Origin of the sequence: Allobosea sp. CRIB-10 (assembly GCF_900112185.1) — a bacterium.
GTDB lineage: Bacteria > Pseudomonadota > Alphaproteobacteria > Rhizobiales > Beijerinckiaceae > Allobosea.
In genome coordinates, this window is the sequence record NZ_FOKP01000006.1 from 26,087 (window position 1) to 45,289 (window position 19,203).

The 19,203-nt window shown below is 66.7% G+C and carries 20 protein-coding genes; 12 read left to right on the plus strand and 8 right to left on the minus strand.

The features are described 5' to 3' along the window. Nucleotides 1-6: 6 nt before the first annotated feature. The 5 genes from BMZ69_RS10125 to BMZ69_RS10145 all read right to left on the minus strand — a co-directional run bounded on the left by BMZ69_RS10125 (nt 7) and on the right by BMZ69_RS10145 (nt 5,833). Complete coding sequence (locus tag BMZ69_RS10125) at nt 7-1,347, minus strand: nucleotide sugar dehydrogenase (protein WP_280142080.1); 1,341 nt, start codon at nt 1,345-1,347, stop codon at nt 7-9. A 157-nt stretch (nt 1,348-1,504) separates the two neighbouring features. Beyond that, nucleotides 1,505-2,248 carry an FkbM family methyltransferase gene (locus BMZ69_RS10130; protein WP_175506748.1) on the minus strand — a complete coding sequence of 248 codons (744 nt, stop codon included), beginning with the start codon at nt 2,246-2,248 and terminating at the stop codon, nt 1,505-1,507. 71 nt (nt 2,249-2,319) lie between these two features. Next, the gene (gene araD / locus BMZ69_RS10135; protein WP_092156511.1) at nt 2,320-4,050 is read right to left on the minus strand and encodes an L-arabinonate dehydratase; all 1,731 of its coding nucleotides are present in this window, start codon (nt 4,048-4,050) and stop codon (nt 2,320-2,322) included. 171 nt (nt 4,051-4,221) lie between these two features. Beyond that, nucleotides 4,222-5,136, minus strand: coding sequence for a dihydrodipicolinate synthase family protein (locus BMZ69_RS10140; RefSeq protein WP_092156513.1), 915 nt, complete (start codon nt 5,134-5,136; stop codon nt 4,222-4,224). After that, a complete protein-coding gene (locus BMZ69_RS10145; RefSeq protein WP_092156515.1) occupies nt 5,129-5,833 on the minus strand; it encodes a GntR family transcriptional regulator in 705 nt (234 codons plus the stop codon). The genes BMZ69_RS10140 and BMZ69_RS10145 overlap by 8 nt, the downstream gene beginning before the upstream one ends. Before the next feature lie 202 nt (nt 5,834-6,035). On the opposite strand from BMZ69_RS10145, the gene BMZ69_RS10150 reads away from it, so the two are divergent. Then, nucleotides 6,036-7,022 (plus strand): Bug family tripartite tricarboxylate transporter substrate binding protein, encoded by a 987-nt coding sequence (locus tag BMZ69_RS10150; RefSeq protein WP_092156696.1) that lies wholly within the window; start codon nt 6,036-6,038, stop codon nt 7,020-7,022. Nucleotides 7,023-7,126: 104 nt separating this feature from the next. Then, nucleotides 7,127-7,846 carry a ribonuclease activity regulator RraA gene (locus BMZ69_RS10155; RefSeq protein ID WP_092156517.1) on the plus strand — a complete coding sequence of 240 codons (720 nt, stop codon included), beginning with the start codon at nt 7,127-7,129 and terminating at the stop codon, nt 7,844-7,846. An 18-nt stretch (nt 7,847-7,864) separates the two neighbouring features. Here BMZ69_RS10155 and BMZ69_RS10160 read toward each other — a convergent pair whose 3' ends face one another. Next, nucleotides 7,865-8,899: an LLM class flavin-dependent oxidoreductase gene (locus BMZ69_RS10160; protein WP_092156519.1), complete on the minus strand. Its 1,035-nt coding sequence runs from the start codon at nt 8,897-8,899 to the stop codon at nt 7,865-7,867. Nucleotides 8,900-9,144: 245 nt separating this feature from the next. Between BMZ69_RS10160 and BMZ69_RS10165 the strand changes: the two genes are divergently transcribed. Further along, entirely contained in the window at nt 9,145-9,342 is a 198-nt protein-coding gene (locus BMZ69_RS10165) for a hypothetical protein (protein WP_139219022.1), read from the plus strand. A gap of 96 nt (nt 9,343-9,438) precedes the next feature. Here BMZ69_RS10165 and BMZ69_RS10170 read toward each other — a convergent pair whose 3' ends face one another. Next, a complete protein-coding gene (locus tag BMZ69_RS10170; RefSeq protein ID WP_092156523.1) occupies nt 9,439-9,903 on the minus strand; it encodes a hypothetical protein in 465 nt (154 codons plus the stop codon). A 220-nt stretch (nt 9,904-10,123) separates the two neighbouring features. Between BMZ69_RS10170 and BMZ69_RS10175 the strand changes: the two genes are divergently transcribed. The 9 genes from BMZ69_RS10175 to ccoS all read left to right on the plus strand — a co-directional run bounded on the left by BMZ69_RS10175 (nt 10,124) and on the right by ccoS (nt 18,778). Continuing rightward, a complete protein-coding gene (locus tag BMZ69_RS10175; RefSeq protein ID WP_092156524.1) occupies nt 10,124-10,780 on the plus strand; it encodes a helix-turn-helix domain-containing protein in 657 nt (218 codons plus the stop codon). A 182-nt stretch (nt 10,781-10,962) separates the two neighbouring features. Next, nucleotides 10,963-12,576: a cytochrome-c oxidase, cbb3-type subunit I gene (ccoN, locus tag BMZ69_RS10180; protein WP_244543317.1), complete on the plus strand. Its 1,614-nt coding sequence runs from the start codon at nt 10,963-10,965 to the stop codon at nt 12,574-12,576. Between the two features lie 8 nt (nt 12,577-12,584). Further along, nucleotides 12,585-13,349, plus strand: coding sequence for a cytochrome-c oxidase, cbb3-type subunit II (gene ccoO / locus BMZ69_RS10185; protein ID WP_092156526.1), 765 nt, complete (start codon nt 12,585-12,587; stop codon nt 13,347-13,349). An 8-nt stretch (nt 13,350-13,357) separates the two neighbouring features. Next, on the plus strand, nt 13,358-13,513 hold the full coding sequence (locus BMZ69_RS10190; protein WP_091837401.1) for a cbb3-type cytochrome c oxidase subunit 3: 156 nt from the start codon (nt 13,358-13,360) through the stop codon (nt 13,511-13,513). A 3-nt stretch (nt 13,514-13,516) separates the two neighbouring features. Further along, a complete protein-coding gene (gene ccoP, locus BMZ69_RS10195) occupies nt 13,517-14,401 on the plus strand; it encodes a cytochrome-c oxidase, cbb3-type subunit III (RefSeq protein WP_092156527.1) in 885 nt (294 codons plus the stop codon). Between the two features lies 1 nt (nt 14,402). Then, nucleotides 14,403-15,857: a cytochrome c oxidase accessory protein CcoG gene (gene ccoG, locus BMZ69_RS10200; RefSeq protein WP_092156528.1), complete on the plus strand. Its 1,455-nt coding sequence runs from the start codon at nt 14,403-14,405 to the stop codon at nt 15,855-15,857. Beyond that, nucleotides 15,854-16,396 carry a FixH family protein gene (locus BMZ69_RS10205; RefSeq protein WP_092156529.1) on the plus strand — a complete coding sequence of 181 codons (543 nt, stop codon included), beginning with the start codon at nt 15,854-15,856 and terminating at the stop codon, nt 16,394-16,396. Before ccoG ends, BMZ69_RS10205 begins: the two co-directional genes overlap by 4 nt. A gap of 1 nt (nt 16,397) precedes the next feature. Beyond that, complete coding sequence (locus BMZ69_RS10210; protein ID WP_092156530.1) at nt 16,398-18,587, plus strand: heavy metal translocating P-type ATPase; 2,190 nt, start codon at nt 16,398-16,400, stop codon at nt 18,585-18,587. Further along, entirely contained in the window at nt 18,584-18,778 is a 195-nt protein-coding gene (gene ccoS, locus BMZ69_RS10215) for a cbb3-type cytochrome oxidase assembly protein CcoS (RefSeq protein WP_092156531.1), read from the plus strand. The genes BMZ69_RS10210 and ccoS overlap by 4 nt, the downstream gene beginning before the upstream one ends. Here the strand turns inward: ccoS and BMZ69_RS10220 are convergent. Next, the gene (locus tag BMZ69_RS10220) at nt 18,747-19,091 is read right to left on the minus strand and encodes a hypothetical protein (RefSeq protein WP_092156532.1); all 345 of its coding nucleotides are present in this window, start codon (nt 19,089-19,091) and stop codon (nt 18,747-18,749) included. The genes ccoS and BMZ69_RS10220 overlap by 32 nt on opposite strands. Between the last annotated feature and the right edge of the window lie 112 nt (nt 19,092-19,203).

The window sequence follows — 19,203 nt, forward strand, 5'->3', positions numbered from 1 at the left end:
GTCCCATCAGGCCTTGAAGACGTTCTCCGCCTTGATTCCGGCGCGCGCGCAGACATTGCGGGTGTCGACGACCAGCTTCGAGCCGGCGACGATCGCCGCATAATCGACGTCGTCGTGGTCGGTCGCGATCAGGACGGCGTCGAAGGCCGCGAGCGAGGCGGGATCGACCGGCACGCTTCTGCGGCCTGCGAGCATCGCGTGCTCGCGGGTCGGCGGAAGCACCGGGACATGCGGGTCGTGGAAGGCGGTGCGGGCGCCGCGCTTCTCGATCAGCTCGATCAGCTTGAGCGAAGGGCTCTCGCGGGTGTCCTCGACATTCTTCTTGTAGGCTAGGCCGAGGATCAGGATCGAGGCGTCGCTCAAATTCTTGCGGCCGTGGAGGTCGAGCAGGGTCGCGAGGCGGTCGACGACCAGATAGGGCATGCGAGTGTTTATCTCGCCGGCAAGCTCGATGAAGCGCGTGGCGACGTCGTATTCGCGCGCCTTCCAGGTCAGGTAGAACGGATCGATCGGGACGCAGTGGCCGCCGAGCCCGGGGCCGGGGTAGAAGGGCATGAAGCCGAAAGGCTTGGTCTTCGCCGCCTCGATTACCTCCCAGATATCGATGCCCATGGCCGAGTAGACCGTCTTGAGCTCGTTGACGAGGGCAATGTTGACGGAACGGAAGATGTTCTCCGTCAGCTTGACGGCTTCCGCCGTCGCGGTCGAGGAGACCGGCACGGTCTTGACGACGAGCGCGCCATAGAGCGCCATCGCCATTGCCAGCGCATCGGAGCCGTCTCCGCCGACGACTTTCGGAATGGTGGAGGTGCCGAAGTCCGGATTGCCCGGGTCCTCGCGCTCGGGCGAGAAGGCGAGGAAGAAGTCCTCGCCGCATTTCAGCCCGCTCGCCTGCTCCAGGATCGGCCGCATGACCTCGTCGGTTGTCCCGGGATAGGTCGTCGATTCCAGCACGACGAGCTGGCCGCGGCGCAGGCGCCGGCCGATCGCCTCCGTCGTCCTGACGACATAGGACAGATCCGGCTCGCGATGCCTGGTCAGCGGCGTCGGCACGGCGATCAGCAATGCGTCCGGCTCGCCCAGACGATCGAAATCCGCGGTCGCCACAAAACGGTCGGCGGCGACGGCCTGCGCGATCGGCTCCATCGGAATGTGCTTGATCGCACTGCGACCAGCATTGATGTCGTCGACCCGGCTGGCGTCGATGTCGAAGCCGACGACGCGAAAACCCTGCCGGAGGGTCGCGAGCGCGAGCGGAATGCCGACATAGCCGAGGCCGATAATGCCGACGACGAGCGAGCGGTCGTTGACGCGTTCAATGAATTGCTGGGCTGCTGGCGACGTCACAGTGCATCCTGAAATCGGGGCAGCATCGGCCAGCGGCCCAAGTCTCGACCGAGCTTCTTCCAGAGTTGCCAAACTGCGTCAACATCCGCCGAGGCCTTCGTGACGCAGTCTCGCCATGAGCGGACAAGCGGCGGCGGATCTTCCGCTGTGTTCGGCTTTAGTCTTTGAAAATGCTCTTGAAATGTCGGTTGATCGCGCCATCGTCGACGGCGATGCCGCGGTTCCGCTCGATCAGGAAGGTGGGGTGCCAATACCAGTCGTCGAAGCCGACATTGATGCGGTCATAGCCGGCCCCGGCCAGCAGAATCCGCATCTCTTCGCGCCGGGGTTCGACGAAATTGTGCTCGATGGTGAAGAGCGCGATCCGATGCCGAGCGAAGTCGATCGTGCGCAGAATCTCCAGTTCCGATCCTTCGGTGTCGAGCGAGACATAGTCGAAGCCGGTTTCGGCGAAGTCTCCCATCGCTGCGATCGCGGCGAAGCTGATCGTTTCGACCTGGATCAGTCCATGCGTCGCGACGGCGCGAGCACGGTCGTCGGCATAGCGGTCATTGCCCGCGAATTCCGCCAGTGTCCCGATTTCCTGGGAGGGGATGAAGGACAGGATCTGGCCAGTCTCGCGATAGACCGCCCGCTCCAGGCAGATCGCGCTGCGGCTTTCGGTCAAGCGTGCGAACAGGGAGGGGTTCGGCTCGACGCAGACACCCTTCCAGCCATGCTCGCTTTCGAGGAAATAGCTGTTGCTGTGCAGCACGCCGTCGAAGGCGCCGATCTCGGCGAAACGGCCGTCGCGCCGGCCATTACACATGGCGAACACCCAGCGTTCCTGCTCGATCTGCGAATTGGTCGGCATGTCATAGGCGATCGCCGGATCGAAGCGTTCCGGTCCTGAACCTGCCATCGCTCGCCCCATCATTGCCGCCGAACGAGCCTAGAGGCCCGAGGCGGCAAGGTGAAGCCAGGGCGGGCCGATCAATGGATCTCCGGTTCCGCAACCTTGGCCGCGCCGGCGAGGTAATCGAAATCGCAGCCCTTGTCGGCCTGCTGGATATGGGCCGCCGACATCTTGCCCCAGCCGCGCGGGTAGTCGCGGTCCGGCGGCGTCCAGCTCTTCAGGCGCTCGGCGATCTCGGCGTCCGACAGGTTCACCGAGATGCTGCGTGCCTCGACGTCGACGCTGATGATGTCGCCGGTCTTCACCGCGGCGAGCGGGCCTTTGATGTAAGCCTCGGGCGCGATGTGGAGGACGCAGGCGCCGTAGCTGGTGCCGGACATGCGGGCGTCGGAGAGGCGCAGCATGTCGCGCACGCCCTGCTTCAAGAGCTTCTTCGGGATCGGCAGCATGCCCCATTCCGGCATGCCGGGGCCGCCCACGGGCCCGCAGTTCTTCAGCACCATGACGTGGTCGGCGGTGACGTCGAGATTCTCGTCGTTCACGGCCCTCATCATCGCATCATAGTCCTCAAACACCAGTGCCGGGCCGGAATGCTTGAGCAGGCGCTCCTCGGCGGCGGAAGGCTTGATGACGCAGCCGCCCGGCGCGAGGTTGCCCTTCAGCACGGCAAGGCCGTTGGCGGTCGAGACCGGTCGGTCGAGCGGGCGGATGACGTTGTCGTCATAGACCTTGGCGAGCGCGATCGTCTCGGAGATCGGCTTGCCGGTCACGGTCATCGCGCCGGTGTGGAGCTTGCTTTCGAGCTGCTTCAGCAGAGCAGGGAGGCCACCGGCATAGAAGAAATCCTCCATCAGGAAATCGCCGGAAGGACGCAGGTTGGCGATCACCGGGACCTTGCGCGAGAAGGCGTCGAAATCATCGGGCGTCAGCGGCACTCCGGCACGGCCGGCCATGGCGACGAGATGGATGATGGCGTTGGTCGAGCCGGCGACCGCCATATGGACGGTCAGCGCGTTCTCGAAGCTCTCGCGGGTGAGGATGCGGTCGGGCGTCAGGTCTTCCCAGACCATCTCGACGATGCGCTTGCCGGCGGCGGCTGCCATGCGCGGATGGGCGGCGTCGGCGGCAGGAATGGCGGAGGCACCCGGCAAGGTGAGCCCCAATACCTCGGCATGGCTCATCATCGTGGCGGCGGTGCCCATCACCATGCAGGTGCCGTGCGAGCGGGCGATGCCGCTCTCCATGTCGCGCCAGTCGGCGTCGGAGATGTTGCCGGCCTCCTTCTCGGCCCAGTACTTCCAGACATCGGCGCCGGAGCCGAGCGTCTTGCCGGCCCAGTTGCCGCGGAGCATCGGCCCGGCCGGCACGAAGATGAAGGGCAGGCCGGCGCTGCAGGCGCCCATGATCAGCGCCGGGGTGGACTTGTCGCAGCCGCCCAGCAGCACGGCGCCGTCGAGCGGGTGCGAGCGGATCGATTCCTCCGCCTCCATCGCCAGGAAGTTGCGGTAGAGCATGGTCGTCGGCTTCTGGTACTGCTCGGAGGCCGACATCACGGGGATCTCGACCGGGAAGCCGCCGGCGGCCCAGACCGCGCGCTTCACCGCCTCGGCGCGGTCGCGCAGATGGGTGTGGCAGGGGTTGATCTCGGACCAGGTGTTGAGGATGCCGATCACCGGCTTGCCCATGAACTCGTCATGGTTGAGGCCCATCTGCAGCGCCCGCGAGCGATGCCCGAAGGAGCGCAGGTCGCTGGCGCCGAACCAGCGCTTCGAGCGCAGCGTGTCGGGCGTCTTGCGGGGATGGGACATCGGCGTTTCCTCGGTGTGTTCTTTGTCAATTCAACGGCTTGTCATTCCAGGGCGGCCCGCAGGGTCGAACCCGGAACCCACGACTGGGTGAAACGACTTCCGCTCAATGAGGGGCTCACCCGGTCGTGGGTTCCGGGTTCATCGCTGCGCGATGCCCCGGAATGACAGAGGTTACTCCGCCGCTGCGCGCTGGCTGCCCCAGCTTCCGACGATCCTGCGCAGTTCGGCGCGCTCGGCCTCGCTCAACTCGGGCAGGCCGGGCAGGCGGACCGGGCCGACATTGGTGCCGAGCAGGCCAAGCGCCTCCTTGACCACCGTCACATTCGCGCCGTTGCCGTATTTGGTCCGCAGCGTCTCGAAGCCGGCGATCTCGTCGACCAGGCTGCGGGCGCGGTCGTAGTCGGTGGCTTCCAGCGCCTGCCAGATCGCCAGCGAGCGCTCGGGCGCGACATTGACCAGGCCCGAGGTGAAGCCGCGGGCGCCGAGCGCATGGAAGGGCGCGGCCCAGCCTTCGGCGAGGCCGCAAATCCAGTTGGCGCTCGAACCTTGCGTGGCGCGGACGCATTCGGCGAGCAGCATCATGTTCGACGAGGCGAACTTGACGCCTGCGACATTGGGATGCGTCGCGACGCGGGCGAGGTCCTTCACGCCGATCGCGTCCGAACGGATATAGGCGACAAGCGGGATATCCAGCGCCTCGGCGATGGCGAGGATGTAGTCGGCCTGGCTTTGCGGGGCGGCGAAGGGATCGAGCGGGTGATGCACCATCACCGCATCGCAGCCGGCCCTGGCGGCGAGCTTGCCGGTGGCGACGGCTTCCCGCAGCGACCGGCCGATGCCGGCGGTGACCAGCGCCTTGCCGGCAGCGGCTTCGGCGGCGACGGCATGGCTGCGCACCACCTCGTCCGTGGTCATCGGGTAGAACTCGCCGGTATTGCCGGCCGAGACGATGTTGTGGATGCCTGCCTGCGCGATACGCGCGACGATCGTGCCGGTCAGTGCCCAGTCGGCCTCGCCATCGCCCTTCCAGGCGGTGACGTGAACGCCGGAAATGCCACGCAGCGCGCTGCGAACCCTGTCACTCATCGTAATCCAATCCTTCCGCGTCGGCGCCGAAGACCTGGCGCACATGGCTCTTGGCGGAGCGCACGATATGGCTGCGCATGCGCTGCTCGGCCCTGGCCGGCTCATGCGCGCGCAACGCCTCGAAGATGCCGCGATGCTCCTCGAAGCCGCGGGCGCGCTCGCTGGGCTCGCCCAGCAGGGCGATGCGCTGGGCGTGGTCGTACATGCGCTGGCCGTCGAGCCGGCGTTCCAGATAGCCGCAGCCGGAAATGCGGTGGATCATGCCGTGATAGGCCTCGTTCAGATTGACGAGGTCTTCGAGGTCACCGTGCTCGGTCGCCTGCGCCATCTCGTCGATCAGGCGGGCCATGTCGGCGATTTCGCCGGTGCTGATCCGGTTGGCGGCGATGTGCGTCATGACGCTTTCGAGCGCGGCACGGCCGAGCGCCATTTCCAGCGCCTGACGCGCCGAGAACTCGACGAAGACGCCGCGGCGCGCCTCGGTCCGGACCAGCCCCTCGCTCTCCAGCATGCGGATCGCGTCCTTCACCGGCGTAGTCGAGACTCCCAGCATGTCGGCGAGCTGGCGCTCGTTCAGCCGCTCGCCCTCGCGGAAACTGCCCGCGACGATCGCCCGGCGCAGGCGCTCGTGCACATGCTCGCGCAGGGAGCGCAGCAAATGCGGCGAGACCGGTTCGATGGCGAGCGCGTGTGACATTCCATTCCCCTGGCGGGCCGCGGGACGATTCGATGTCCGAGCTGGCCCGTTGCCATTGCCTCACCAGACATCATAAAGCGCAAGCGACATCAAGTCTGAAATTTCAGATTTCAAATCTGAAATTGCATGTTATGAAGAGGACAAGATGGCCGCAAGACGCCGGAACGGCAACGGCCGGATGGTCGTGATGAGGGAGGATTGGATGACATCGATCACGCGCCGCAGCCTGCTCGGCGGAGCCGGCGCCATGCTAGCGGCACCTGCTTTGACGCCTGCCTGGGCGCAGAGCGGCTATCCGGGAAGCAGGGTGGCGACCATCGTGGTGCCCTTTGCCGCCGGTGGCACCACCGACCTGCTCGGCCGCATCTTGGCCGACCGGCTGAGCGCGCGCCTCGGCGGCAAGTTCATCGTCGAGAACCGGGTGGGAGCTGGTGGCAACACCGGCGCCGCTGCGGTCGCGAAGGCCGATCCCGACGGTTACATGCTGACCATGGGCACGGTCTCCAGCCATGCCATCAATCCCGGCGTCTACACCAAGATGCCTTATGACCACATCAAGGACTTCGCGCCGATATCGCAGGTAGCGAGCGTGCCGAACCTGCTGATGGTCAATCTCGACCTGCCGGCCAAGACCGTGCCGGAGCTGATCGAGCTCTTGAAGAAGAACCCCGGCAAATACTCCTTTGGTTCCTCGGGCGCCGGCACCTCGACCCATATGGCGGCCGAGCTGTTCAAGGTCTCGACCGGCACCGACATGGTCCATGTGCCCTACCGCTCAAGCGGGCAGGTGACGCAGGACCTGCTCTCCGGCCAGATCCAGCTGACCTTCGACAACATCACGATCGCCTGGCCGCATGTCGAAGCCGGCAAGATCCGGGCGCTGGCGACGGCGACGCCGAAACGGCTCGCGGTCGCGCCGGATCTGCCGGCGCTGTCCGAGTTCATTCCCGGCTACGACGCCAGCTCCTGGCACGGCTTCTTCGCGCCGGCGAAGGTGCCCCCGGAGATCGTCGCCAGGCTCTCGACCGAGACGCAGGCGATCATGCGCGAGCCGGCGGTGGTCGAGCAGCTCAAGAAGCTCGGCGTCGATCCGGTCGGCTCGAGCCAGGCCGAATTCACCGCCCATATCGCCAGCGAGACCAAGCGCTGGGCCGAGGTGGCGCAGAAGGCCAATGTGAAGATCGAATGATATGCCGAGCTGTGTGACAAGTACGCCGTCATCCCGGGTCAAGCCCGGGATGACGGGTTCTGGAATGGCGCGCCAACTATCGGCCGCGAGAGGATGACTTTGACATGACCGCTACTGCGCTCACCCCCGAGAATCGCGAGAAGCTGAAGCGCGTCTCGACCGCGACCCTGACCACGGCGCTGTTCAAGCGCGGCCTGCGCAACCAGTTCATCCAGGATGTGCGCCCGCTCTCGGCCAACGCGCCGCGTATGGTCGGCGAGGCCTTCACCTTGCGCTATATCCCGGCGCGCGAGGATCTCGACCATCTCAGCGTGTTCGAGGGCACCCAGCATCCGCAGCGCGTCGCGGTCGAGACCTGTCCGCCCGGCCATGTCATGGTGATTGACAGCCGCAAGGATGCGCGCGCGGCGTCCGCCGGCGGCATCCTGGTGACGCGCCTGATGCAGCGCGGCGCCGCCGGCATCGTCACGGATGGCGGCTTCCGCGACAGTCCCGAGATAGCGGCGCTGGGTTTTGCCGCCTATCACAGCCGGCCGAGCGCGCCGACCAATCTGATCCGCCACCACGCGCTCGACATCAACGCGCCGATCGGCTGCGGCGACGTGCCGGTCTATCCCGGCGACATCGTCGTTGGCGATGGCGAGGGCGTCTGCGTGATTCCGGCCCATCTCGCCAACGAGGTCGCGGCCGAAGCCTATGAGCAGACCGCCTATGAGGATTTCGTGGAGATGAGGGTGCGGGAAGGGCGCGGCATCTTCGGCCTCTACCCGGCCAATGCCGAGACCAAGGCCGACTTCGCCAAATGGCGACCGGACTGGAAGTGACAGGAGCTGCTGGCTGCTTCAGGTCGCCAACAGCTCGCGTACCATCGGGATGACCTCGCGGCCATAGAGCTCGATGCAGCGCAGCAGCTTGTCCTGCGTCAACGGGCCGGCGCTGATCTTGAGCTGGAAGCGTTGGAGGCCGAGCGCCTTGACCGTCGCGACGATCTTGCGCGCGACGGTTTGCGGCGAGCCGAGATAGAGCGCGCCGCCCGAAACCTCCCGCTCGAACTCCTCGCGTGATAGCGGACCCCAGCCGCGCTCGGCGCCGATTCGGTCGCGCATCTCCTTGTAAGCCGGGAAGAATTCCTCGGCTGCCTGCGCATCGCTCGCCGCGACATAGCCCGGCGAATGCACGCCGATCGGCCGCTCGGCATGGCCGAGCCGTCCCATAGCGTCGCGGTAAAGCTGGACATAGGGCGCAAAGCGCTGGGCCGGGCCGCCGATGATGGCGAGCATCAATGGCAGGTCGTAGCGCGCGGCTCGCACCACCGATTCCGGGCTGCCGCCGACACCGATCCAGGTCGTCAGCTCCCCCTTCTCGATCGGCGGGAAGACTTGCTGGTCGCGAAGCGGCGGGCGAAGGCTGCCTTCCCAGGTCACGCTCTTCTTGCGGATCAGCTCGACGAAGAGGTCGAGCTTCTCCTCGAACAGCACCTCGTATTGTCTGAGGTCGAAACCGAAGAGCGGGAAGGATTCGGTGAAGGAGCCGCGGCCGAGGATGACTTCGGCACGGCCATTCGAGAGCGCATCGACCGTCGAGAAGCGCTGGAAGACGCGGATCGGATCGTCCGAGCTCAGCACGGTGACGGCAGAGCCGAGGCGGATGCGGCTGGTGCGGGTGGCGATGCCGGCAAGCACGGTCTCGGGCGAGGAGACCGCGAAGTCGCCGCGGTGATGCTCGCCGATGCCGAAGAAGTCGATGCCGATCTCGTCGGCAAGCACCGCCTGTTCGACGAGGTCGCGGATCACCTGCGCATGTGAGAGCAGGGCCCCGTCCGGGCCGGCGGTGACGTCGCCGAAGGTGTCGAGGCCGAGTTCGAGAGAAGCAGGCATGCGAGTTCCAGGCTGGTACGGCACGCCGCACGGCCGGCGTCCGCGCCATCTGGCGCTGGGATCGGCGCGGTTCAAGATGCGCCGGTGCCGAAAGGTCTATGCGAATTCGCCGAAATCAGTACCATGAGGAACAATAATATCTGCCATGCCCCCATTTGGGTGTGGCGGAGGGGACATGATTGCTGTTGCCTCGGCCGGCCTCGCGGAGGACTTGAGTCGAGCGTGGCCATAAGGGGGAGATGTTCATGGGCGGCGAAGCTGCGGCCGAGAGCGATCGTTCGATCGTCGGCAACCCGATGCTGCTGCCGTTCTTCGATCTCTCCTTTGAAGAGATCGAGCTGCTGTGCCGGATCACGGCGGAACAGCGCGAGAGCTCCACGGAGGCCGTCGACGGCGCATGGTTCGCGACTTTCATGGACGCACGGAAGGAGCCGGCCCGATAGGCGAGGCGCTTCTTGTCGCGCTCGGCATGGTCGCCCTCGCGGCGGCTGCATGGTGGGCGACCAATCGATGGCGGCTCTGACGCGGCCGCCCGCAGATCATGCCGCCGGCTCGAGCCGGGCGCGGCCGAGGACCATCACGCGATCGATCTGGAAGCCGCAGCGCTGCAGGGCGTCGTGATCCTGCGGCCAGGCGGCCGAGCGCTCCAGCGAGATCGCGATGCGCGGCAGGTCGAGCTGCGCGGCGAGTTGATTGGCGAAGCGCAGCAATGCCTCGACGAGGCAGGTTCCCGGCAGCCGCATCATCGCGATCTCGGAGATCTCCAGTGTCGTGCCGCCTGTGATCCTGCGCGCGATGCGAAAGCCGAACAGGGCATGCGGCATGCCGCGCGCGTCACGCAGGGCGAAGACGCCGGATGGCTGCGCCCCGTCCTGCGAATGGTCACGCACAAAGGCGGCCCAGCCATCCGGCGTGAGCTCTGGATGCAGCAGGGTGACGAGCCCGTAGACCGTGTCGGCGCTATCAGGCAGGATGCGCGCGACTTCGAAGATGTCATCGCCCATCACGTGCGGCTCTCCCGAGTTTCCAGGCAGCAACCTCGTTGCGCAGGGCCTGTTGCCGCATTGATCTGGATCAAATCCGAAGCCCTGCGGCGGCGCGCGCGCTTTGTCGGCTTTCGCGCATGCGGTAAGCTCCGCGCATGAGCAGGAAGGTGCGATCGTGAACTGTCAGCCCTCGGCGTGCAGCGCCGCCGCCCATGGCGAGAGCGGATGCCGCACCTGCATGGTCCGTCTCGTCAGCGTCTGCGCCTCCCTGACCGACGACGAGCTCGCCTTGCTGGAGCAACTGGCGATGCCGACGCATTTTGCCTCCGGTGACACGCTGTTCACGCAAGGCTCCGAGGCGCATTGCGTCTACAACGTCACTGCCGGTGTCGTGCGTCTCTACAAGCTCCTGTCCGACGGGCGCCGCCAGGTCGTCGGCTTCGCGCTGCCGGGCGATTTCCTCGGGCTCGCCATGCGCGACGCCTATGGTTTCTCGGCCGATGCGATCGGCGACGTCGCGGTCTGCGCCTTCTCGCGCGCGGCCTATACGGCGCTGGTGGACGCCAAGCCGCATCTGCTCAAGCGCCTGCACGAGTTCGCGACGCATGAGCTGACGCTCGCCCATGAACAGATGATGCTGCTTGGCCGCCGCACCGCCGAGGAGAAGCTGATCTGCTTCCTGCTCGGCATGCAGCAGCGCTGGGCCAGGCTCGGCAAGCCCTCGGTGACGGTACAGCTGCCGATGACGCGGCAGGACATCGCCGATTTCCTCGGCCTGACGATCGAGACGGTCAGCCGCACCTTCACCCGCCTCGCCAAGGACAAGACGATCCTGATCGTGCCCGGCGGCGTACGCGTGATGAACCCCGAACGGATGCACGCGGTCGCGGCTTGAGCTGCGCCGCCCGGCCGCAGTCCGTCCCGTTCCTGCCCTTGACCTGGATCAAAGCCTCCCGTCGGACCGGCCGCTAAGCCTCCTGCTGAGGGCGCATCCCAGCGCCTGCTACGAAGCAGGAGTCAGCGGTGACGGCGACGACGAGCCCTGTCCGGGCAATGACGGTCGGCGAGATGATCGGGATGCTGATCGCGGGAGCCTGCGTGCTGCCGCTGATCCTGATCGGCGCGCTGACCGAGAACTCCGGCTACGCCTTCCACGCCCTGCTCGGCGCGGCTGCGGCTGTGGCCAGCATCATCGTGATCGGCAATCGCTGCTTCGACGGCTCTCCGGCGGCTCCGCCGCAGGAGATCGATGGCAAGCCCAACTACAATATGGGGCCGGTCAAGTTCGCGACCGTCGCGGCGATGGTCTGGGGCATCGCCGGCTTCGCCGTCGGGCTGATCATCGCGCTGCAGCTCGCCTTCCCCGGGCTGAATTTCGACCTGCCCTGGACCAATTTCGGCCGGCTGCGTCCGCTGCACACCTCGGCGGTGATCTTCGCCTTCGGCGGCAACGTCCTGATCGGCACCTCGTTCTATGTCGTGCAGCGCACCTGCCGGGCGCGGCTCGCCGGCGATCTCTCGCCCTGGTTCGTGGTGCTCGGCTACAACCTGTTCATCGTCATCGCCGGCACCGGCTACCTGCTCGGCATCACCCAGAGCAAGGAATACGCCGAGCCGGAATGGTACGCCGATCTCTGGCTGACCTTCGTCTGGGTCGCTTATCTCCTGGTCTTCCTGGCCACGCTCAGGAAGCGCAAGGAGCCGCACATCTATGTGGCGAACTGGTTCTATCTCGGCTTCATCGTGACCATCGCGGTCCTGCACATCGGCAACAATGTCGCCGTGCCGGTATCGATCCTGTCGCCTAAGTCATACGGCCTGTGGTCGGGCGTGCAGGATGCGATGTTCCAGTGGTGGTACGGCCACAACGCGGTCGGCTTCTTCCTGACCGCCGGCTTCCTCGCGATCATGTACTATTTCGTGCCCAAGCGGGCCGAGCGGCCGATCTACAGCTACCGGCTCTCGATCATCCACTTCTGGGCCCTGATCTTCATCTACATCTGGGCCGGCCCGCACCATCTCCACTACACCGCGCTGCCCGACTGGGCGCAGACGCTCGGCATGACCTTCTCGATCATGCTGTGGATGCCCTCCTGGGGCGGCATGATCAACGGCATCATGACGCTGTCGGGGGCCTGGGACCGCCTGCGCACCGATCCCGTGCTGCGGATGATGGTCGTCTCGCTCGCCTTCTACGGCATGTCGACCTTCGAGGGGCCGCTGATGTCGATCAAGGCGGTGAACGGGCTCTCGCACTATACCGACTGGACCATCGGCCACGTCCATTCCGGTGCGCTCGGCTGGGTCGCCTACATCTCCTTCGGTGCGATCTACTGCCTCGTGCCCTGGCTGTGGAACCGCAAGGGGCTCTACTCGCTCACGCTGGTGAGCTGGCATTTCTGGGTCTCGACGCTCGGCATCGTCTTCTACATCACGGCGATGTGGGTCTCGGGCATCCTGCAGGGCCTGATGTGGCGGGCCTACACCTCGCTCGGCTTCCTCGAATACTCGTTCATCGAGACCGTCGCGGCGATGCACCCGTTCTACGTGATCCGGGCGCTTGGCGGCGCGCTCTTCCTGCTCGGCGCGCTGATCATGGCCTTCAATCTTTGGATGACCGTGCGCTCGGAGGCCGCCTCCGAGATGCCGGAAGCCCCGGCGCTGCCGTCCGGCCAGTTCGCTACCGCCTGAGGACCGTCATGACGAGCATCGAACACAAGGCTCCGCGGCGTTCGCTCTGGGCCAAGCACAAGATCTTCGAGACCAATTCGATCATCCTGGTCATCGGCGTCCTGCTGGTGATCTCCATCGGCGGCCTGGTCGAGATCGCGCCGCTCTTCTACCTCCGGAACACGATCGAGACGGTGCAGGGCATGCGGCCCTATACGCCGCTCGAGCTCGCCGGCCGCGGCATCTATGTGCGCGAGGGCTGCTACAACTGCCACAGCCAGATGATCCGGCCGCTGCGCGACGAGGTCGAGCGCTACGGGCATTATTCGCTCGCGGCCGAGAGCATGTACGACAAGCCGTTCCAATGGGGCTCGAAGCGGACCGGGCCGGATCTCGCCCGCGTCGGCGGCAAGTACTCCGACGAATGGCAGCGGGCGCATCTGGCCGAGCCGCGCGCGATCGTGCCGCAGTCGATCATGCCGGGCTATCCCTTCCTGGAGAAGACCGAGCTGGCGTTCGGCGACATCGCCGACGAATTGCGCGCCAACCGCGCCGGCGGCGTGCCCTATAGCGACGAGATGATCGCGCAGGCGCAGGCCGATCTGAAGGCGCAGGCGACGCCGGATCACCCCGGCCAGGCCGATCTTGAGAAGCGCTATGCCAAGGCGCAGTCGCGCGATTTCGACGGCAATCCGCAGCGCATCACCGAAGCCGACGCCCTGATCGCCTATCTGCAGGCGCTCGGCACGATGGTCGACTTCAAGCTCTACGACGACAAAGCCAACATCCGCTGAGCCAACCTATGCAAACCACCTATCACTGGCTCGCCGGCTTCGCCCAATCCGCCGGGCTCCTCTACTTCGTCGCCGTCTTCCTCGGGGTCTGTGTCTACGCCTTCTGGCCGAAGAACCGCGCCCGTTTCGAAGAAGCCGCGCTCAACCCGCTGCGCGAGGACTGACCGATGGACCAGAAGCACGACGATCCCAATGTCGATGCCGCCACCGGCTACAGCACGACCGGGCATGAATGGGATGGCATCCGCGAGCTGAACACGCCGCTGCCGCGCTGGTGGCTCGGCATCTTCTACGCCACCATCGTCTGGTCCATCGGCTACTGGATCGTCTATCCGGCCTGGCCGCTGCTGACCGACGCGACCAAAGGCGTGATCGGCTACGCCAGTCGCACCGACATCAGCGCGGACATGGCCAGGCTCAAGGCGCAGCGTGCGGCGCAGGCCGCCGGCATGGCCGACGCCACGCCTGCGCAGATCAAGGCCGATCCGACCCTGTTCCAGATCGCGATGGCGCAGGGCAAGGCCGCCTTCGGCGACAATTGCGCGGCGTGCCATGGCGTCGGCGGCGCCGGAGCCAAGGGCTATCCCAATCTCAACGACGACGACTGGCTCTGGGGCGGCTCGCCCGCAGCGATCCAGCAGACGATCCGCCATGGCATTCGCGTTGCCGGCGACAACGACACCCGCGTCAGCCAGATGCCGGCCTTCGGGCGCGATGGCGTGCTGAAGCGCGAGGAGATCGCAGCCGTCGCCAGCCATGTCCGCGAGCTCGCTGGCTTGCCGACCGAGCCGAAGGCGGATCTGCCGCTCGGGCGCAAGGTCTTCGCCGACAACTGCGCCGCCTGCCATGGCGCTGCGGGCAAGGGCAATCAGGAGCTGGGTGCGCCCAACCTCACCGACGCGATCAGCCTCTATGGCATGGACATGGCCTCGCTGACCGAGACCATCGCCAACAGCCGAAACGGGGTGATGCCGGCCTGGGCCGGACGTCTCGACGAGACCACGATCAAGGCGCTGACCGTCTACGTCCACTCCCTCGGGGGAGGGCAGTAGCGTGAGCACCGCCGAGACCGACCAGGACGACATCCCGCTCTTCGCGGCGTCGCGGAAGGTCTATCCGCAAAGCGTGTCGGGGCCGTTCCGGCGCGCGAAGTGGCTGATCCTCCTCCTGTGCCTGGGCATCTACTACCTCCTGCCCTTCCTGCGCTGGGATCGCGGCCCCTATCTGCCCGATCAGGCGGTGCTGGCCGACATCGCCAACAACCGCTTCTACTTCTTCTTCATCGAGATCTGGCCGCAGGAGGTCTACTACTTCACCGGCCTATTGATCCTGGCTGCCTTCGTCCTCTTCCTGATGAATGCGGTCGCCGGCCGGGTCTGGTGCGGCTACCTCTGCCCGCAGACGGTGTGGACCGATCTCTTCCTTGCGGTCGAGCGCTTCTTCGAGGGCGACCGGCGCGAGCGCATGCGCCGCGACGCCGAGCCCTGGAGCTTCGACACGCTCTGGCGCAAGACCGCCAAGCATGCGGTCTGGCTGATCATCGCCTGGTGGACCGGCGGCGCCTGGGTGCTCTACTTCGCCGATGCGCCGACCCTGGTGCGCGAGCTTGCGACCTTCACCGCCCCGCTCTCGGCCTATGTCTGGATCGCGATCCTGACCTTCACCACTTACACGCTCGCCGGGATCATGCGCGAGCAGGTCTGCAAGTATATGTGCCCGTGGCCGCGCATCCAGGCGGCCCTGACCGACGACGAAGCGCTCAACGTCACCTATCGCTATGATCGCGGCGAGCCGCGGGTCTCGGTGAAACAGGCAGCGAAGCTCAAGGCGCAGGGCGCGCCGGCGGGCGACTGTATCGACTGCTTCCAATGCGTCGCGGTCTGCCCGACCGGGATCGACATTCGCGACGGCGCCCAGGTCGATTGCATCCAGTGCGGCCTGTGCATCGACGCCTGCGATACGGTGATGACCAAGATCGGCCGACCGACGCGGCTGATCGCCTATGACACGGACGGCAATGTCCAGCGCCGGCTCGCCGGGCATTCTACGATCTACCGGCCGGTGCGCCTGCGCACACTCGTCTATGCGGCGCTGATCGCCGTCGTCGGCGGCGCCATGCTCTGGCAGCTCGCGACCCGCAGCACCGCCGGCATCTCCGTACTGCACGAGCGCTCCCCGCTGTTCGTCACCCTGAGCGACGGGTCGATCCGCAACGCCTATGCGGTGCGCCTGCTCAACAAGCGTCCGGAGCATCGGCCCTTCGCCCTGACCGTCTCCGGCCTGCCCGGCATCAGGATCGAGGCGATCGGAGCCCCGCCGAGTGCCGATCTTCGGCCAGTCGTCACCGTCGATCCCGATTCCTCGCGCGAGGTGCGCGTGCTCGTCACCGTCCCGGTCGGCGTGCCGCTCGTGGCCTCGCAGGTGATCACCATCACCGCTTCCGATCTCTTTGCCGGCGAGACGGTGCGAGCCGACGACCATTTCATGGCGCCGGAGACCCATCGATGAGCTGCTGCGGAGTCATCATCATGCCCTATGAGAATCCGGCTCCGGCTGCTCCGCGCCAACCTTTCCAGCTGACCGGCGGCATGGTCGCCGCCATGCTGATCCTGTTCTTCGGCGTTATCGTCTCGGTCAATGCGACTATCCTGACGATGGCGCTGCGGACCATGCCGGGCGTCGAGACCCGCAGCGCCTATGAGGCGAGCCAGCGCTTCAACGAAGAGATCGCCCGCCAGCACGAGCGCGATGCGCGCGGCTGGTCCGCCTCCACGACGCTGGCCCGGCAAAGCGAGGGCGCAACGCTCACCGTCACCCTGGCCGATCGCAGCGGCGGGCCGCTCGTTGGCCTCGCCGCCAGCGCACGCCTGCGCCACCCTGCGACCTCCGCGCGCGACCATGATCTTGCGCTGAGCGAAAGCCGGCCGGGGCGCTACGAAGCCGGTTTCAAGACGATCGAAGCCGGCTCCTGGATCCTCGAACTGCAGGCCAGGCGCGGCGAGGAGGTCGTCTTCGTCTCGCGCAGCCGCGTCACCTTGGAGCGCTGAGATGGCGGCGCAGGATCTCTCGGTCTTCGTGCGCCATCGCGACGATGGCATTGCGAGCATGGAGCTGGCGGTCGACGGAATACGCTGCGCCGGCTGCATGCAGGCGATCGAGGGCGGGCTCGCCCGCGAGCCGGCTATTCTCGGCGCCCGCGTCAACCTGGCGCTGAAGCGCGTCTCGGTCGAATGGCGCGAGGCAATGCTGCGGCCCGAAGCGGTGCTCGAGAAGCTCGCCGCGCTCGGCTTCAAGGCCTATCCCTTCGCGCCGGAGCGGGAGGAGGAGGGAGCCGCGAGCGAGGAGCGCTATCTCCTACGCGCGCTCGGCGTCGCCGGCTTCGCCTCGATGAACATCATGCTGCTCTCGGTCGCGGTCTGGTCCGGCAATGCGGGTGATATCGACCCGACGACGCGCGACTTCTTCCACTGGCTCTCCGCCCTGATCGCGCTGCCGACCGCGGCCTATGCCGGCCGGCCCTTCTTCGAGAGCGCGCTTCGGGCGCTCAAGGCCGGAGCCGTCAACATGGACGTGCCGATCACCATCGGCGTCGTCCTCGCGCTGGTCATGTCGGTCGCCGAGACCTGGAACCATGGCCGCCACGCCTATTTCGACGGCGTGGTCATGCTGCTCTTCTTCCTGCTGATCGGGCGCTATCTCGACCAGCTGATGCGCCGGCGCACCCGCGATCTCGCCGGCAATCTCGCTGCGCTGAAAGCCGAGACTGCGACGAGGCTCGCCGCCGACGGCAGCACCACGGTGATGCCGATCGCCGCGATCGCGCCCGGCGATGTCGTGCTGGTGCGGCCGGGCGAGCGCGTCTGCGTCGACGGCATTGTCGAGACCGGTCGCTCCGAGCTCGACCAGAGCCTCGTCACCGGCGAGACCGCACCGGTCGCCATCGGGCAGGGCGAGCGCGTCCATGCCGGCACGCTGAACCTCACCGGCACTCTGACCGTGCGGGTCAAGGCGGCCGGGCAGGGCACTCTGCTCGACGAGATCGACCGGCTGATGGACCAGGCGGTCGGCAACCGCTCGCGCTATGTCCGCCTCTCCGACCGCGCCGCGCGGCTCTATGCCCCGGTGGTGCACACGCTGGCGGCCTCGACCTTCCTCGGCTGGCTGGCCTTCGGCCTGTCCTGGCCGGAAGCGCTGATGATCGCCGTCACCGTGCTGATCATCACCTGCCCCTGTGCGCTCGGCCTTGCCATCCCCGCCGTGCAGGTCGTCGCGGCCTCCGCCCTGTTCAGGCGCAAGATCATGCTGAAGCAGGGCGATGCGCTGGAGCGCCTGGCCGAGGCCGATATCGCCGTCTTCGACAAGACCGGGACGTTGACCCTGCCGGAGCCGGAGATCCTCAATCCCGAGGCCCTGCCGGCCGAGCGGCGAGCCGAGATCGGCGCGCTCGCGGCGGCGAGCGGGCATCCGTTGGCGCAGGCACTCGCACGCGCGCTCGGCGTTTCGCGTGCGGCGGAGAATGTGCACGAGGAGAAAGGGCAAGGTCTTTGCGTGGGAAAGGGCGAGAATGAATGCCGTCTCGGCAGCGTCGCCTTCTGCGGCGCGCAGTCCGAGGCGGCCATGGTCGCGGCGCTGCATCCCGGCGCCTCGCTGATCGCCTATCGCCATGGCTCCTTCCGCACCGTGCTGGCGCTCGGGCAGGCGCTGCGCCCGCAGGCGCGCGAGACGATCGCGGCTCTGCGCAAGGCCGGGCTTCCGGTCGCGATCCTCTCCGGCGACCGCTTCGAGGCGGTGGCGCCGATCGCTGCCGAGCTCGGCGTGACCGAGCTGCATGCCGGCCTGCTGCCGGGCGACAAGCTCGCTTTGCTCGAAAAGATGGCGGCTGATGGCCATAAGGTGCTGATGGTCGGCGACGGGCTCAACGACGCGCCGGCGCTGGCGGGCGCGCATGTCTCGCTCTCGCCGGTCAGCGCCACGCATCTGGCGCAGGCGGCAGCCGACATCGTCTTCCTCGGCGAGAGCCTGGCGCCGGTGGCTGCGGCGCTGACGATCGCCCGCAGGGCGCGTCGGCTGATGCTGCAGAACCTCTGGTTCGCCGTGCTCTACAATGCGGTCGCGGTGCCGATCGCCATCGCCGGGCTGGCGACGCCCTTGGTCGCCGCCGTCGCCATGTCCGGCTCCTCGCTGGTGGTGACGCTCAACGCCCTGCGCGCCCGTGCAGCGGGGGAGGCGCAATCATGAACATCATCGTGATCCTCTTCCCGCTGGCGCTCGGCCTCGGCCTTGCCGGGCTCGGTGCCTTCTTCTGGTGCATGCGCAGCGGCCAATACGCCGATCTCGACGGCGCAGCCTGGCGTGTGCTGCAGGATGACGATGCGCAGGCCGGGCCGCGAGGTGGTGTCAGCGGCAGCGACGGAAACGCTTTGGGCTGAAATCGAAGCCGCGCTGGCGGATGAAGGAGAGCGTGTCGCCATCGACACGGACGGTGAAGACGACCCGCATCGGCCGGCCTTCGCCATGACATTCCCCGGCGATTTCGTAGACATCCCGCCGGCGCTCAGCGCGCAGCGTTCGGCAACTCGCCTCGAATGTCGAGAAGTCAAGCTCCTTGGAGCCGAGGCCGATCACCGTGTCGTCGGCGCTGCAGCCCGGCGCGCCCCAGCGCCCGATCCATTCGGTCGCCTGCGCCGGCAGTGCGATGATCGCAAATCCGGCGAAGGCGGCAATCCCTGCAATATGGTTCATGCTCGCGGCTCCTATCATGACCCATGGTCATGATAGGGCGGATGTCGCCGCCGCGACATAGATCCTACCCTGGTGCGGTTGGGTCAGACGGGGGAGCGCCCCGGCCCTTATG

Coding starts and splice junctions, on each gene's coding strand:
- BMZ69_RS10130 (WP_175506748.1), bottom strand. CDS start 2,248: ATGGCAGGTTCAGGACCGGAACGCTTCGATCCGGCGATCGCCTATGAC.
- araD (WP_092156511.1), bottom strand. CDS start 4,050: ATGTCCCATCCCCGCAAGACGCCCGACACGCTGCGCTCGAAGCGCTGG.
- BMZ69_RS10140 (WP_092156513.1), bottom strand. CDS start 5,136: ATGAGTGACAGGGTTCGCAGCGCGCTGCGTGGCATTTCCGGCGTTCAC.
- BMZ69_RS10145 (WP_092156515.1), bottom strand. CDS start 5,833: ATGTCACACGCGCTCGCCATCGAACCGGTCTCGCCGCATTTGCTGCGC.
- BMZ69_RS10150 (WP_092156696.1), top strand. CDS start 6,036: ATGACATCGATCACGCGCCGCAGCCTGCTCGGCGGAGCCGGCGCCATG.
- BMZ69_RS10155 (WP_092156517.1), top strand. CDS start 7,127: ATGACCGCTACTGCGCTCACCCCCGAGAATCGCGAGAAGCTGAAGCGC.
- BMZ69_RS10160 (WP_092156519.1), bottom strand. CDS start 8,899: ATGCCTGCTTCTCTCGAACTCGGCCTCGACACCTTCGGCGACGTCACC.
- BMZ69_RS10165 (WP_139219022.1), top strand. CDS start 9,145: ATGGGCGGCGAAGCTGCGGCCGAGAGCGATCGTTCGATCGTCGGCAAC.
- BMZ69_RS10170 (WP_092156523.1), bottom strand. CDS start 9,903: ATGGGCGATGACATCTTCGAAGTCGCGCGCATCCTGCCTGATAGCGCC.
- BMZ69_RS10175 (WP_092156524.1), top strand. CDS start 10,124: ATGGTCCGTCTCGTCAGCGTCTGCGCCTCCCTGACCGACGACGAGCTC.
- ccoN (WP_244543317.1), top strand. CDS start 10,963: ATGCTGATCGCGGGAGCCTGCGTGCTGCCGCTGATCCTGATCGGCGCG.
- ccoO (WP_092156526.1), top strand. CDS start 12,585: ATGACGAGCATCGAACACAAGGCTCCGCGGCGTTCGCTCTGGGCCAAG.
- BMZ69_RS10190 (WP_091837401.1), top strand. CDS start 13,358: ATGCAAACCACCTATCACTGGCTCGCCGGCTTCGCCCAATCCGCCGGG.
- ccoP (WP_092156527.1), top strand. CDS start 13,517: ATGGACCAGAAGCACGACGATCCCAATGTCGATGCCGCCACCGGCTAC.
- BMZ69_RS10205 (WP_092156529.1), top strand. CDS start 15,854: ATGAGCTGCTGCGGAGTCATCATCATGCCCTATGAGAATCCGGCTCCG.
- BMZ69_RS10210 (WP_092156530.1), top strand. CDS start 16,398: ATGGCGGCGCAGGATCTCTCGGTCTTCGTGCGCCATCGCGACGATGGC.
- ccoS (WP_092156531.1), top strand. CDS start 18,584: ATGAACATCATCGTGATCCTCTTCCCGCTGGCGCTCGGCCTCGGCCTT.
- BMZ69_RS10220 (WP_092156532.1), bottom strand. CDS start 19,091: ATGAACCATATTGCAGGGATTGCCGCCTTCGCCGGATTTGCGATCATC.